Annotated in this window: 10 protein-coding genes; 2 read left to right on the forward strand and 8 right to left on the reverse strand. The window is 67.7% G+C overall.

Annotated features, from left to right (window positions below):
- Positions 1–6: 6 nt before the first annotated feature.
- Positions 7–642, forward strand: a complete 636-nt coding sequence (locus LDO15_RS16195; protein ID WP_223980112.1) for an RcpC/CpaB family pilus assembly protein — start codon at positions 7–9, stop codon at positions 640–642.
- Positions 643–1,019: 377 nt separating this feature from the next.
- Here the strand turns inward: LDO15_RS16195 and LDO15_RS16200 are convergent, their stop codons facing one another.
- The 7 genes from LDO15_RS16200 to LDO15_RS16230 form a co-directional block, all read right to left on the reverse strand.
- The gene (locus LDO15_RS16200) at positions 1,020–5,339 is read right to left on the reverse strand and encodes an AAA family ATPase (RefSeq protein ID WP_223980113.1); all 4,320 of its coding nucleotides are present in this window, start codon (positions 5,337–5,339) and stop codon (positions 1,020–1,022) included.
- Between the two features lie 359 nt (positions 5,340–5,698).
- Positions 5,699–7,288: a glutamine-hydrolyzing GMP synthase gene (gene guaA, locus LDO15_RS16205; protein ID WP_223980114.1), complete on the reverse strand. Its 1,590-nt coding sequence runs from the start codon at positions 7,286–7,288 to the stop codon at positions 5,699–5,701.
- Between the two features lie 147 nt (positions 7,289–7,435).
- The gene (locus tag LDO15_RS16210) at positions 7,436–7,948 is read right to left on the reverse strand and encodes a DUF3817 domain-containing protein (RefSeq protein ID WP_223980115.1); all 513 of its coding nucleotides are present in this window, start codon (positions 7,946–7,948) and stop codon (positions 7,436–7,438) included.
- Positions 7,945–8,916, reverse strand: coding sequence for an SURF1 family protein (locus LDO15_RS16215; protein ID WP_223980116.1), 972 nt, complete (start codon positions 8,914–8,916; stop codon positions 7,945–7,947). Before LDO15_RS16215 ends, LDO15_RS16210 begins: the two co-directional genes overlap by 4 nt.
- 252 nt (positions 8,917–9,168) lie before the next feature.
- Complete coding sequence (locus LDO15_RS16220) at positions 9,169–9,657, reverse strand: PTS sugar transporter subunit IIA (protein ID WP_223980117.1); 489 nt, start codon at positions 9,655–9,657, stop codon at positions 9,169–9,171.
- Positions 9,658–9,743: 86 nt separating this feature from the next.
- Positions 9,744–11,495, reverse strand: coding sequence for a glycerol-3-phosphate dehydrogenase/oxidase (locus LDO15_RS16225; protein ID WP_223980118.1), 1,752 nt, complete (start codon positions 11,493–11,495; stop codon positions 9,744–9,746).
- Positions 11,496–11,588: 93 nt separating this feature from the next.
- Positions 11,589–12,725, reverse strand: coding sequence for a GuaB3 family IMP dehydrogenase-related protein (locus LDO15_RS16230; protein ID WP_223980119.1), 1,137 nt, complete (start codon positions 12,723–12,725; stop codon positions 11,589–11,591).
- 75 nt (positions 12,726–12,800) lie between these two features.
- On the opposite strand from LDO15_RS16230, the gene LDO15_RS16235 reads away from it, so the two are divergent.
- Positions 12,801–13,421: a hypothetical protein gene (locus LDO15_RS16235; protein WP_223980121.1), complete on the forward strand. Its 621-nt coding sequence runs from the start codon at positions 12,801–12,803 to the stop codon at positions 13,419–13,421.
- On the opposite strand, the gene LDO15_RS16240 is transcribed toward LDO15_RS16235, so the two are convergent.
- Positions 13,408–15,255: an ABC transporter ATP-binding protein gene (locus tag LDO15_RS16240; RefSeq protein ID WP_223980123.1), complete on the reverse strand. Its 1,848-nt coding sequence runs from the start codon at positions 15,253–15,255 to the stop codon at positions 13,408–13,410. The genes LDO15_RS16235 and LDO15_RS16240 overlap by 14 nt on opposite strands.
- Positions 15,256–15,279: the final 24 nt, after the last annotated feature.

A 15,279-nucleotide genomic window follows, 5' to 3' on the forward strand; every position in this document is an offset into this window, starting at 1 on the left:
CGCCGCGTGAGGGGCTGGCTGAACCGGAACCGGCGGCTTCTTGCTGCCCTCCTGCTGTGCATCTCCGTAGGCGTGACGGTTCAGCAGCTTACTCCCGCACCCGCCGCCACCGTCATTGCCTTCGCTGCAGCGGCGGACCTTCCTGCCGGTAAGACCCTGGAATCCGGCGATGTCAGCGAGCTCAGCGTTCCGCCCGATTTAGTGCCATCCGGCAGCCCGGGCAGCGAGGCCGCGTTCGAGGGAAAGCAGCTAGCCACCCCGCTGCGCCGGGGCCAGCTCCTCACTGATGCGCAGGTGCTGGGACCGGGCCTGCTCGCGGGAAGCCCGGCCGGCACTGCAGCCGTACCGCTGAGGATGGCGGATCCGGCGTCCATCCAGCTGGTCTCCCCCGGACAGCTCGTCAACGTGGTGCTGACCGTCGGCAACGGCTTTGAACAATCCGCGGAAAGCCAAGTCCTGGCCGAAGCGGTCCCGGTGCTGTGGACTTCCGTGCAGGGCGGCACGGCTGGGCCGTGGCTCGCCACGGCAGATACCGACGGGCTCATTGTCGTGGCAGCGGCGGCCGACCAGGCACGACGGCTGGCGGGCGCATCCACGCAGGGCAAGCTGTTCTTTGTGCTGGTGGCGGCCGCACCCGGCTGAAAGTCGGGCGAACCCCACGCGCCGTTCGCTGGCGTCAGCCCCGCTACCGACAGAACCCGATCGGCGGCCACCACCGGTGGCCGGCGTCGGAGCCCGATCGGCGGCCGGCGTCAGAGGCCGATCGGTGGCCGGCGTCGGAGCCCGATCGGCGGCCGGCGTCAGAGGCCGATCGGTGGCCGGCGTCGGAGGCCGATCGGTGGCCGGCGTCGGAGTCCGCTCGGCGCCCGCCACCGTCCGAGCCCCGATTGGCGGCCACCACTGTTGACTAGCGCCAGGCCTTCCACCGTCAGAACCCCGTCGGACCCTGCCACTGCAGGATGGCGCGATCCCCCCGGCACGCTCAGAGCCCGCAAGCCATCGGGCTGCGGCCAGACGGTTCAGCCCCAGTGCGGAGGCTTCTGTTCCTGGAGCCAGGCATCATGGTCGTAGTTGTCGGGCTGGTCGCCCCAGCGCCGGGGATCGTCCTCGGCTGCCTTGTTCGGCAGGACGCCTCCCGGGACGGCTGCCGGTTCCGCCGTGCGGCGGGCCGTCTCCTTGGTCCGGTCCTGGTCCGGCCGGTCTGCGGCTGTCCCGTCCGCCTGCAGTCCGGAGTCGCCGCTTCCATCGTTCCCGTTCGCGCCGGCGCCCTGGCTGGTGTGGTCAGCGCCAGTGTTGTCAGCGCCGGTGTTGTCCTGGATGTCGCCGTCCGCACTCATGCCGCCGGCCTCCTCACTGCGTGTCGTACCTGTACTGCCTGTCATGCCGGGCCCCAGATCCGGCTGCTGCACGGTCCCGGGCTGGGACGCAGCACCCGGTGTCCCGGCAGACCGGGGGGACGTGGACTCATGTCCGCGGAATAGCTGGCCCGCGGTTCCGCTGCCACTGAACGCCTGTCCCGCCGGCGCGGCCGCCGCGAACGCGCTGCCTTCCGAGGCCGGTGCATCGCTGTTTGCCAGGTTCTCGAAGTCGTCGTCGAAGAATCCGTGCGATGCCCGAAGCCGGCTGGACACTGCAGGCTTCTCCAGCCCAAGGTAGCCGCCGATCCGGTCGGCACAGGCGGAGGGGTCGGTGAAGACCTCTATGGTCCATAGTGGCATGTAACGCCAGCCAAGGCGCTCGAGGAGCTGGGGCCGGAGCCTGCTGCGTTCACGGACGCTCATCCGCCGGTAGTGGCTGGTGCCATCGGACTCGATCGCCACCGGACGGGGAATCTCCGCGTCGTCCTGGCCGATCGTGGTCATTGGATCGGCGGCCGCGACCATGTTCAGGACGCCGTCGTATTGGTGCCACACCCGCGCGCCGCGGGCCCGGAGCCGGTCGCCCAGGTCCGCTACGAGCGGATCGGCCCCGAGGGCCTGTTCGCTGGCGGCGGCGCGGGAGGCCGGGCTTCCGAGGTCTGAATTGCCCGCGATTTCACGGTCCAGCAACTGGTAGAAATCCACGGCGCCGTGGCTGAGCCGGCTGACGTCAAGGTCCTCCGGGCGGAAGCAACTGAGCACGTGCAGGGATCGGCGCGCACGCGTCATCGCCAGGGCGAATTTCGCGCGTCCCCCCTCCGCGGAGAGCGGGCCGAGGCTGTGAAGCGTGCGTCCGTGCGGGGTGCGGCCGTAGCCCGGGGAGAAGATGACGTGGTCGCGGACCAGGCCCTGGGCCCGTTCCAGATCCACCACGCGGAAAGACTCGTCCCCGGCCGTGAAGAAGCTGCCGAGCATGGGGTGGTTGGGCAGCTGTGCCCGGATGGCCTCGCCGATCCGCGCGGCATGGCGAAGGCTGCCGGTGACCACGGCCAGCGAGGTCCGCGGCCGGAGCCTGGCGTGGTCAAAGACGAGCTCCACCGCACGGTTCACCTCGGCGACAACCGACTCGACGCCGTCGTGGTCGGCGCTGGGTAGCCCCGTACCGTCGGGGAGATATTCCACGCTGAGGGAACGGTCCAGGCCGGTGGCGGATTGACCTTCCGGGAGCCGGCCGAGTTCGCCGCCGTAGAATCCCTTGCTGAGCTGGCGCACCAGGTCTTCGTCCACCGCGCGGTACACGGTCCTCAGATTCCACACAGGCAGCACGGCAGAGAGTGCCCGGTAGGCGCTGTCAACGCTCTGGTAGGAGCTCTCCCCCGCGGCGAGCCGTTCGACTCCCACGGTAAAGGACCGGGGGTTGGCGATTTGTTCGTCACCGAAGGCGATGACCTGCCGGGATCGGGCGATGGCCGGGAGGACAGCCTGCAGCGACGTCGTCTCGGCGTCCAGGATCACGACGGCATCGAAAGTCTGCTCGATCGGCAGCAGGCCTGTCATGAGGTAGGGGCTGACGGAACACACGGGCACGAGCGTGGGCAGCAGTTCCTGCGCCTGGCCGCTCAGGGCCGAAAGGGTGACGCGGCCGTCCTTCAGCAGGCTGCGCAGCAGCTCGGCCTGACGCGGGTACGCGGCAATTGCGGTGCGCCAGCGCTCGGAGAGGTTCCACCTCAGCCGGGCGGCGCCGCTGGCGATATGGGCGTTGTCCGCGAGCCGGTACTCCGCTTCCAGCTGGCGCAGGGCGTCGCCGTCGGACATGGCAAGGTAGTCATCGCCGCTGATCATGGCTTCCAGGGCCGACTGCCACCAGGCCAGCTCGAGTTCGGCGGTCACCGAGGCCTCCGGCACCTCACGCTCGGCGAGGTCGGCGAGCAGCTCGCCCAGGCCGTGTTCGCGCATGCTTTCGACAAGCAGCGTGCGCTCCGGCAGGGTTTCGAGAGTGGCAGTGTCGGAGACGAGCCGCTTCACCCGGGCCAGGAGTTCGTCGTACGGCGCGCGCTCAAGATCGCCGCCGGCGGCGGTGTACTTGACTGCCTGCCCCAGTTCAGCCAGTTCTGCCTCGAGTTCCCGGTAGAGGCCGGTGATTTCGGCAAGTCCGGACGGCACGGCGGGGTGCCGCTGTGTCGTGGCATAGCCGGACCAGGCAGCACGCTGTTCCTGGACGAGGACGAGGGAACTGTGCAGGTCCGCGATGTGCACGCCGGGCCGGACATATTCCTTGGCCACCCGGCGCAGGCGGGATCGCTGCATCGACGGCATCTCGATCCCCCGTTCGCGGCGCCAGGCGGAGGACGCCGTGGCGGAGATGAGGTCGTGGACCGGCCGGTCAAAGATGTCGGGCGTGAACTTGTCCAGGCTTTCGCGGACGGCCACGAGAAGTTCGATCTGCCCGCCCCATTCGGCGAACGTCCCGCCGAGGCGGATCTCGGCATGTTCGGCGACGTCGTCCATGCGGCCGCGCAGCAATGGCAGTTTCTCCGCCACGGACTGGGCAACCTTTTGCGCTTCCTGCGTCTCCTTGCGCGTCAGCAGACGTGCTCCGTGCCAGGGGCTGGTGGTGGACGCGCGGCTGAAGCCGCCAAGCTCTGCGGCCCGGCGGAGCCGTCCGGCGAGCTCCTCGCGGTCCCGGATGTTGTCCAGCACGCTGCGCTTGAGCCTGACGGTGGTGGCCGGCGCCGGCTGGATGGAAGTCAGCTCGGCCAGCGACTGCATGGCCTCATACGGGGAGCAGCCCCAGCGTTCACGGACGTTGTGCAGCGAGGCGACATGGTCCATCAGGGCGTGGCGGTGCCCGGTGAGGGTGGCGTGCAGGTTGTTCAGCTGCGGCTGGAGCGACTTCTCGTTGCGGACGATCGCCCGGACGAGCTGGCCCTTGAGCTGCAGCGGACTGGCGTTGCCGGTGAGCTGCAGGAGCACGGAGTCGAGGCCGAGGCTTTCCAGCTGCGCGGAGATCTCGGCGAGGCTGGCCCGCCTGTCACCGACCACCAGCACGGTCTTGCCCTCGTCAACGAGTGCCCCGATGGTGTTGATGGCGGTCTGGGTCTGGCCGGTGCCCGGCGGGCTGCTGACAACCAGCGAGTCGCCCGCCCGGACGGCGTCGACGACGTACTGCTGGTCAGTGTCGGCGTCGAGCAGCAAAAGCTCCTCGGCGGGGTCGCGCTGGTCCGTGCTGGGGAAGCGGCCGGGATCGAGGGCAGGTACGTCGACCCGCTCACCGGAACCGGTCCGCGCCAGGGCGGTGACAAGCGGATTGTTCGGGTTGATCCACGGATCATCCAGGTTGCCGGAGAGGTCGGCGAACGTGGAGACGAGGAGATTGTGCTCAACCTCGGCGCCATGAATCGGCTGGACCAGGGTGCCCAGACGGTCCAGGACGGGCTGGGGGTCGTAGCGGGCCGTGCTGTACGCCATCCGCGTCACCGCGCTGACGTCAAAGACGATCCCGTGGACTGACTTGAGGTGCCGGACCAGTGCCGGGTTGATTTGCGCCTGCTCGGTGAGTTGCAGCTCATAGTCGTCCTCGCCGGGGCGCACCGTGAGGGAGATGGCGGTGAGCATGACGGGGGCCGAGATCCGCTGCGGCTTACCCCCGACGGCGGACGTCCACACCACCGTGCCGGCGGAGAAATACCCGGCGTCGATGCCGCGGTCGTTGGCGAGTTCGAAAATCTTGGACCGCAGGTTGCGCGAGGCCCGGGCCGCAATGACGTACTGCTGGCGGTCGCGGATCAGGGTTGAGAGCCGGGTGCGCCGGCCTGCCATCAGCTGGGCGAGGCCCGACGGATGGGCATTCGTCAGGTCAATGGAGCCTTCGGGCGTCTTGGTGAAGCGCAGCATCGTATCTGCTCCGGTGACGGGTTTGAGTCCCGACAGCCATTTCCTGAACTCCTCGGAGCCCTCGGGGTGGCCTTGACCAACTGACACTGCTGCCTTCTTTTCTGTGCTCGACTTCTCTGTGCCGGACTTCTCCGTGCTGGCGTTCGCCGTGCCGACGTTCGCCGTGCCGGAGTTTCCCGTGCCGGACCTTGGCGGGCTCGACTGTAGCGCGTTCGTCGTGTGAACGCTCGTCTGTGTTACGTCCGTGCTTTCCCCGGCCGCCGCGTTTTGTGTGCTCGCGGTTGCCTGGCTCGCGCGGGACGCCTTGGACCATACCGGCATGCTTTCGAGGGTAGCCCGAATCCTCCGCCTGTGCGGGGCCGCAACACTGAGGCAGCCGAAATTCAACCTGAATTGCCAGGAACAAAATGAAATGGCCGGCCTCGAAAGGCCGGCCACTCACATTGCTATTCCCACTCGATGGTTCCCGGCGGCTTGCTGGTCACATCCAGCACCACGCGGTTGACGCCGTCCACCTCGTTGGTGATCCGGTTGGAAATCCGGGCCAGGAGATCGTAGGGCAGCCGCGACCAGTCAGCGGTCATGGCGTCCTCGGAGGATACGGGACGGAGCACGATGGGGTGTCCGTAGGTGCGGCCGTCGCCCTGGACGCCCACGCTGCGGACGTCCGCCAGCAGCACCACGGGCATCTGCCACACTTCGTTGTCCAGACCGGCCGCGGTGAGTTCGGTGCGGGCAATCGCGTCGGCCTTGCGGAGCAGGTCCAGGCGTTCCTTGGTGACGTCCCCAACGATCCGGATGCCGAGGCCCGGTCCGGGGAAGGGCTGGCGGCCGACGATTTCCTGCGGGAGTCCAAGCTGGGCACCGACGGCGCGGACCTCGTCCTTGAACAGGGCACGCAGCGGTTCAACGAGTTCGAACTGGAGGTCCTCGGGGAGCCCTCCCACGTTGTGGTGGCTCTTGATGTTGGCCGCACCTTCGCCGCCGCCGGATTCGACGACGTCGGGGTACAGGGTGCCCTGGACGAGGAACTTGATCTTCTCGCCGTGCGCTGCCGCCTCGGCGATGATCGCCAGTTCGGCTTCCTCGAAGGCGCGGATGAATTCGCGGCCAATGATTTTGCGCTTGGTCTCGGGATCGCTGACGCCGGCGAGGGCGCTCAGGAAGCGTTCCTGCTCGTTGGCGACGTAGAGCTTGACGCCGGTGGCGGCCACGAAGTCGCGTTCGACCTGTTCGGCCTCGCCCTCGCGCAGCAGCCCGTGGTCCACGAACACGCAGGTCAGCTGGTCGCCGACGGCGCGCTGGACCAGGGCGGCCGCCACGGCGGAGTCGACGCCGCCGGACAGGCCGCAGATGACCCGGGAGTCGCCGATCTGGTCGCGGATGCGCTGGACCTGCTCTTCCAGGATGTTGCCGGTGGTCCAGTTCGGTTCCAGCCTGGCGCCCTTGAACAGGAAGTTCTCCAGGACCTGCTGGCCGTAGGCGGAGTGCTTCACCTCGGGGTGCCACTGCACGCCGTAGAGGCATTTCTCTTCGTTCGCGAAGGCTGCCACCTCGGCGCCGGCCGTGGTCGCGAGAACTTCAAAGCCCTCGGGCGCCTCGTGGACAGAGTCGCCGTGGCTCATCCAGGTGCTCTGGCTCTGCGGCATGCCGGCCAGGATGGACCGGCTCTCGCCGAGGACGGTGGTCTCGGTGGAGCCGTACTCGCGCAGGCCGGTCTTGTCGACCTTGCCGCCGAGGGCGTTGGCCATGGCCTGGAAGCCGTAGCAGATGCCGAAGACCGGGACACCGGCTTCGAAGAGGTCGGCGCCGACGCTGGGGGCGCCGTCGGCGTAGACACTGGCGGGGCCGCCCGAGAGGATGATCGCGGCGGGATTCTTGGCCAGCAGTTGCTCGGTGCTGTAGGTATGCGGAACCACTTCCGAATACACATTCGCTTCCCGGACGCGGCGGGCAATCAGCTGCGCGTACTGGGCACCGTAGTCAACAACCAGGACCGGCCTGTGGGACGTCTGGGATGCAGTGGGAGTAGTCACCCCACTAGCCTACTTTGCGCCGCTGCCCGCCCGCACATTGAGAAGCCGGTGCGGACCCCGAATCAGGCCCGGGGTAAGCGAACTCACATGCCCGACGGCGGCTGCCGGTGTTTCCGGGGTTCCGGGTGTTTCCCGGCCGTCCCCGGTTCAGTAGCGCTGGGGTGCCTGCGGGTTCGCCGCGAGTTCGGCCTCGACCTCGGCGTGGAACTTCTTCTCGACGAAGAAGGACAGGAACGGCACGACGCCGCCCAAGGCCATAACCACCAGCTTCGTGAACGGCCAGCGCATGAGGGACCACAGCCGGAAGTTCGAAATCAGGTAGACGACGTACATCCAGCCGTGCACGATCAGGACGGTGATGGAGAGGTTGACACCGCCGATCACTCCCGGCGGCTCGGCGTCGGCGAATCCCAGGCCGGACGGCTGGCCGGTCACGGCGTCGGTGCCCCCGGCGAAGAGGTACTGTCCGAAGCCGTACCGGGCGATCAGCTCGGCACACAGCAGGAGCAGCATCGAGCCCGTCAGGTAGGCCAGCACCTTGTAGAACTTCAGGGCGGACCGGATTTGGGCCTCGGTGCCGCCGAAGCGGCGGCGCTTCTTGCCGGTGCTCCCCGTGCCGTTGGTTGACTGCGGCTGGATGGCGGGCTGGGGCTCGATCATGATTGCACTCTCGGGTCTGTGGGATGGGCTTCGGGATGGGGATCTGCGGGATGCGCTCCGGCCGTGTGCTGTTCGGCTGAGGGCTGTTCGGCGGGCTGTAGGGCTGGCTGTGGGGCTGAAGACCGTTGGGCGGCGTAGTGACGCTGCCGGTAATCGGAGGTGCCGGGGTCCTGGCCGGACTGTTCGTCGTCGAGCGCTTCTTCGAGGTCGCGGCGGTAGTCATCCTTCACGAGCCGCCACCAGATGAACAGGGCAAAGCCCGCGAAGACCACCCATTCCACGGAATAGAACAGGTTCAGCCAGTTGACCTGCTGTGCCGGCGGCTGCGGGCCGATCCGGAGGGGCTTGACGGCAGTGCTGGTGGCGGAGGCCCCGACGTCGGTTCCGCCGGAGAGCTCGGTCCTTGCGGCGACGAAGCCCGGGTAGCTGCTGACGTTCCAGCCGTTGATGAGTTCGGCGACCGAGACGGCGCTGGCACGGCCGGGTCCTGGGTCGGTTTGCGGCAGCGGGGATTCGGACGGCAACAGCCGTCCGGTCAGTTCGATGGTGCCCGACGGCGGCGCCACGGCGTCTGCGGGATCGGCGACCCAGCCGCGGGCAACCGGAATCCAGGTCTGCGCCGTGGCTCCCGAGCCTTTCAGGACAGGAGCATCCTTGACGGCGAAGGCCGAGACGATCCAGTAGCCCTTCGCCCCGTCATTGAGTCGGCCGGGGACGAGGACCTGCTTCTGGGGGTCGTAGCTGCCGGTGGCGGAGACGATCTGATCCGCCACCGAACCGGGGAAGAATCCGCCGGGTTGCAGGACCGTGGTGAGCTGCCGTGTGTCCTCAGTTGTGGTGGAAACCGGGGCTTCCGCCTGCGTTGAGCGGCCAAACTGCCACTGGCTCAGCAGCACAAAGACCCCGGAAATGGCGATCGCGAACACGAGTCCTGCGATCCAGCGGGGTTTGAGGGCGGTTTTCAGCACCTCTTAACCGTACTTCGTCCCTGTGTAGAACAGCGAAACGGGGCTGCCGCCCTCGAGTGGGCGGCCTGGCAGCCGCGCGGCGACGCAGCCGACACGAAAGACCCTGCTCCGCCTGCTGCCAGCGCCGCAGCACGAAGCGCCGTCCATTGGCCGGTTCCTCCGTTTCAAGAGCAACGCGGAGTCACCTAGCGCCCGTCAAGGCCGTTGGGATGGGCGGTAGGTGACCCCGCGTTGCTTGGCCTGCCCCAATCCTTAGTGGTCGAAGAACACCAGGCTGGAATTGATGAGTTCGGCGATCACTTCGGCGTCGTAGGCCCGGCGCAGGGACTCGCGGAAGGACTCCTTGGACAGCGACCGTGCCAGTGTGGCCAGCACTTCGAGGTGATCGGAGAAGGAACTCGCCGGGGTGGCGATGAGCAGAATCACGGTGGCCGGCCCGTCCGCGGCACCGAAGTCCAGCGCCCTGCCGTATTTGGTGATGCCGACCGCGATGGAAGTCTGTGAAACCAGCTCGCTCCGGGCGTGCGGCAGTCCCACCCCGCCGGGCAGGCCGGTGGCGAGCTGGTGTTCCCGGGCGTTGACCTGTTTGAGGAAGCCCTCGAGATCGGAAATCCGTCCGGCCGCATACATGCGCTCTGCGAGCTGGGACGTGGCATCGAGCTTGTCCGTGGCGTCCATTTCAAGGATCACCATCTCGGGCGTTGTAAGCTCGGCGTCATACCGGTCCAGTGGTTCCGCCAAGAGATGTCCCTTCAAAGTGGCGTCAGTTCACGCCGGCCGGCAGTCAAATGACTAGCGTTGTCCGCACTGCCGGCCGGCGCTGAGGCTCAGCGCAGGGGCACGATATCCTCCACGCCCAACCGTGCGGCGTCGGCGGATTCGTCGTCCGGCTGCTGCTGGCTCAGGCGCTCGGCATCGACCCGGGCCAGATAGTGCTTGATTTCGCCCTCGCGCTGCGCATCACTCCAGCCGAGAACGTCTCCCATTAGTTTAGCGACTACCGGAGCGGCCGAGACACCCCGGTCCCACGCCTCGATCGAAATACGGGTGCGGCGGGTCAGGACGTCCTGGACATGGCGGGCGCCCTCGTGTGTGGCGGCATAGACGGCCTCGGCGGCCAGATAGTCGTCCGCGCCCGGCAGCGGCTCGCCCAGTTCCGGGTTGCCGGAGATCAAGGCAAGCACTTCCGGTGCCATGGCGCCGTAGCGGTTGAGCAGATGCTCGATCCGGGCCACATGGACGCCGGTCTCCTCCGCCATCCTGTTCCGTTTGTTCCAGGCGGCCTTGAAACCGCTGGCCCCCAGCAGCGGGATGGATTCCGTGCAGCTGGGCGGGACGCGCTCGTCCATGCTGCGCGTTGCCTCGTCCACCGCGTCCTTGGCCATGACCCGGTAGGTGGTCCATTTCCCGCCGGCCACCACCACGAGGCCCGGTACCGGGTGGGCCACGACGTGTTCCCGGGAGAGCTTGGCGGTGGAATCGCTTTCGCCGGCCAGGAGGGGGCGCAGTCCAGCGTAGACGCCCTCGACGTCTTCCCGTGTCAGGGGCCGCTTGAGGACCTTGTTGACGTGCTCCAGCAAATAATCGATGTCCTTGCTGGAGGCGGCCGGGTGGGCCTTGTCGAGGTGCCAGTCGGTGTCCGTCGTCCCGATGATCCAGTGCCTGCCCCAGGGGATGACGAAAAGCACGGATTTCTCGGTCCGCAGGATCAGGCCCACGGTGGACTGGATCCGGTCCCGGGGCACCACGAGGTGGATGCCTTTTGAGGCGCGCACCTTGAGCTGTCCCCGGTCCGTCACCATGGCCTGGGTTTCGTCGGTCCAGACGCCCGTGGCGTTGATGACCTGCTTGGCCCTGATGTTGAAGCTGGAGCCGTCCTCGTGGTTGACCACCTTGGCGCCGACCACCCGCTCCCCTTCGCGCAGGAAGTCCACCACCGACATCTGGTTCACCGCGTGGGCGCCGTAGTGCGCGGCGGTCCGTACGAGGTTGGCCACGTACTTGGCGTCGTCCACCTGGCCGTCGTAGTACCGGATGGACCCCACGAAGGCGTCGTCCTTCAGGCTCGGCGCGGCCCGCAGGGTCCCGCGGCGGGACAGGTGCTTGTGGAACGGCACGCCGCGGCTGTGTCCGCCGGTGATGGACATGACGTCGTACAGCGCGATCCCGGCGCCGACATACGGACGCTCTAGAACGTGTTTGGTCAGCGGGTAGAGGAACGGCACCGGACGGGCCAGGTGCGGGGCCAGCACCGACAGGATGAGCCCGCGCTCGTGCAGTGCCTCCTTGACCAAGGCGAAGTCAAGCATCTCCAGGTAGCGCAGGCCGCCGTGGATGAGCTTGGAGGAACGGGACGACGTGCCGGCTGCCCAGTCGTTGGCCTCGACGATGCCGACGCTTAGCCCGCGTGTGACGGCGTCCAGGGCCGCGCCGGCTCCGACGATGCCGCCGCCCACGATCAGGATGTCGAGTTCCTTGCCCGGGTCAGCCGTGCCCTTGAGCAGCGCGATGGAAGCATCGCGCTCTGCAGGGCCAAGGGCACCTCCGGCCACGGCAGAACCGCCGGGAAAACTGTTCATGTCACGCCTCCATCCGGGTCAAACCTCGTTAGGGCACCAGACTACGTCCAAGTCTTCCGGATGGGCAGGGCCAATCCCCTGCCGGCGTGGGGTTCAGTTGCCGGCGTAAGGCGAGACGACGACGTCGACGCGCTGGAATTCCTTCAGGTCCGAGTACCCGGTGGTTGCCATCGAACGGCGCAGCGCACCGATCAGGTTCGAGGTGCCGTTGGTGTGGTGGCCCGGGCCGAAGAGAACCTCTTCGAGCGGACCCACCGTTCCAACGTTGACCCTGTCGCCGCGGGGCAGTTCGAGGTGGTGGGCCTCCTGGCCCCAGTGCCAGCCCTTGCCGGGGGCTTCCTCGGCCCTGGCCAGGGCGCTGCCCAGCATTACGGCGTCGGCGCCCATGGCGATGGCCTTGACGATGTCGCCCGAGGTTCCCATGCCGCCGTCGGCGATCACGTGCACGTAGCGTCCGCCGGATTCGTCCATGTAGTCCCGGCGGGCGGCCGCGACGTCGGAGATGGACGAGGCCATCGGCGAGTGGATGCCGAGCGCACGGCGGGTGGTGGTGGTCGCTCCCCCGCCGAAGCCGACCAGGACGCCGGCGGCACCGGTGCGCATGAGGTGCAGGGCCGGGGTGTAGCCGGCCGCTCCGCCGACGATCACGGGGACGTCGAGTTCGTAGATGAACTGCTTGAGGTTCAGCGGCTCGTGGTCCTTGGAGACATGTTCGGCCGAGACGGTGGTTCCGCGGATGACAAAGATGTCGACGCCGGCAGCCAGCACGGTCTTGTAGTGTTCCTGCGTGCGCTGCGGGGTCAGCGAGCCGGCCACGGTGACGCCGGCGGCGCGGATTTCGGCCAGTCGCGAGGTGATCAGATCGGGCTGGATCGGCGCCTGGTAGAGCTCCTGCATGCGCCGGGTGACGGCCGGGCTGTTGGTCTCATCCGCGAGGACCGCAATTTCGTCCAGAACGGACTGCGGGTTCTCATACCTGGTCCACAGGCCTTCGAGGTCGAGGACGCCGAGTCCGCCGAGGCGGCCCAGGGCGATGACGGTTTCCGGCGACATGGCCGAATCCATCGGCGCGGCGATGACCGGCATGTCGAACTTGTAGGCATCGATCTGCCAGGAGACGGATACGTCCTTGGGGTCACGTGTGCGTCGGTTGGGGACGATCGCAATGTCATCCAGGGAGTAGGCACGACGCCCACGCTTGCCTTGGCCAATCTCAATCTCGTAAGTCACTGCACTAGGTTATCCCAGGGCGCGGTTTTCCCGGCGACCGTGTCCCGGCAGGCAGCCCCGACGTAAAGTGGCCGCATGGGTATGCGGTGGATCTTCGACGGGCACATCGCCGGCATCGGCACGGCGTCGGGCCTGCGTGCCGTGGTGGGCCTGTGGCAGGAGTCCCCGTTCGGCCCGTTCGCCGATGCCATGGTGGAACTGCCCTCGGGCCGGCGCATCCTGCTGGCCCCGACCGCGGAGGTGGCGGACTTCATTGCCGCGGTTTATACCTTCGATGAGTCGCGCGTCGGCAACGTCGCCGCCCGGCATACCGGCGGAGCGCTGACTCTCGACGCCGGGCACCTGCGGCTCCGGGCCGCGCTCGGCGCGCGGACGGCACTCGGCACGGCAGCGCGGCTCATCCCCCGGCCGCTGGCCGTGCACCCGAGGTGGCTGCGCGCCGTGAACCCGTTCGCTGCCCTTCTCAGCCCGGGGGTCCGCACCGCCGGCACCGCCGGTGGCGGACGGCGCGAATACTACGGCGTCACCGATCTCCACCGCATCGATGCTGCCACGGTCAGCTGGGACGGGGTCGACGCCGGGCCGCTGGCGGACGTCCGGCCCGCCGTCGGCTTCGGCTTCAGCAGCGTCCCGCCCCGACCCGGGATCGTCCGCGTGCGCACCACCGTGGAGGGCGATCCCGTCACTCGCCGCTGATTTCCGCATCCGGGACGCTCAGCTGGGATTCGAACATCCGGAAATACCGGCCCCGCAGCGCCACGAGCTCCCGGTGCGTGCCCTGTTCAACGATCCTGCCGTCCTCGAGCATGTACACGATGTCCGCCTTCTCGATCGTGGCAAGCCTGTGGCTGATGGCGATGATGGTGCTGCTGCGGTCGGCGAAGAGCCTCGTGAAGATCCGGTGCTCGGCCAGCGCGTCAATGGCCGACGTCGGCTCGTCCATCACCATGAACGAGGCGTTGCGGTAGAAGTTCCGCGCCATCGCCAGGCGCTGCCACTGACCGCCGGACAGGCCGGAACCCTTTCGCCCGCGCGGATCCTCCATCCAGTTGCTGACGTGGTTATCCAGGCCGTTCGGCAGTTTGTTAATGAATTCGAGGGCCTCGGCAGCCTCGGCGGAGCGGCGGATCCGGCCGTCATCGCGGGGCGAGTCGACGTCGCCGAAGAAGATGTTCTCCGCCGCGGTGGCGAACTCGTATTTGAGGAACTCCTGGCTGAGCACCGCCAGGTGCCGGTGCCAGGATTTCACGTCGACGGCGGCGAGGTCGACGCCGTCGAGCAGTACCTGTCCCGAATCGGGCCGGTACAGCCCGGCCAGGATGCGGATCAGGGTGGACTTGCCGGCGCCGTTCTCCCCCACGATGGCGATGTGCTGGCCTTGCCGGATGGTCAGCGAAATGCCGCGGATCACTTCCAGTTCGCTGCCGGTGTAGGTGAAGCGGATGTCCCGCAGTTCCACGGTCTTCGGCGCCTGCGGCAGGGGCGGGGCGTGGACGGAATGGACGGGCAGCGCCATGAACAGTTCGTAGTCCTTGAGGTTTGCCAGGTCCTCGTCGATCGAGCTGAGCGAGGAGACCAGGTTGTTGGCCGTGGACAACGCACGGCTCACGATCTGCTGGACGTAGAGGAACTGCCCCACGGGCTGGGCCCGGGCAATGATCTGGCCGACCACCCAGATCAGCGAGACCACCTCGGCGCCGTACTGCAAGGCATCGGCCGCAAGTTGTTTGGGGATGTAGCGTTTCTGGAAGTCCAGCCGCCGCTTTTCGTCGGCATCCCGGAGCCGGGAGCGCAGCTCCATCAGGTAGCCGACGATCCCGTAGAGCCGCATCTCGGCGATGTGCTGCGGGCGCAGGAGGTTGGTTTCGATCATCCTGCGCTGCCGGCGCGAATCCACCTGGGTGTTCCAGTGCGCGATCTGTTCCCGGGAGAGCTTGAACTGCAGGTAGACGCTGGGGACGATTGCGATCAGCACGATCACGGCGATCCACCAGCTGACCAGCAGCAGCGCGCCGATGGCCAGGATCACGGAGACGAGCTGGGTGAAGATCGCCGCGATCCTGTCCAGAACCCGTGCATAGGAATCGGAGAAGCGCTTGGCGCGGTCGTACAGGTCCACCGTCTCTTTGTCGTCGTAGCGCCAGAAGTCCAGGGTCAGGAAGCGCTCGTACATGAGGTCCCCGACGATCGCGCCGACCCGGAAGCTCATGAGCTGCTGGATGTAGCGGTCCACGCTGCTGAACGATCCCCAGAACAGTCCGAGTGCCGCGGTGATGACGACGTAGACGACGGCCTGGCTTCCGGCGGCCGCGTCGCCGGCATAGGCGGCGGCAAGCGCCGTGGTGGTCAGGGCGGCAAAATACGTCGTGACCAGCGGCAGGAGCGCCGAGATCAGGGAGCCGAGGACTTTCATCACGACGGCGGCGGGCGAGGCCCGGAAGCTTACCCGCAGCACCTGTGCCACGGCGCGGGCGTAGGGCTTCAGCGCGAGCTTGCGCCTTGGCTCGCGTGCGGGCAGGAGTTCGGACATGTCTCCAGCCTAGGACACGCCCCC

Origin of the sequence: Arthrobacter sp. NicSoilB8, assembly GCF_019977355.1 — a bacterium.
In the GTDB taxonomy this organism is placed as follows: Bacteria; Actinomycetota; Actinomycetes; order Actinomycetales; family Micrococcaceae; genus Arthrobacter.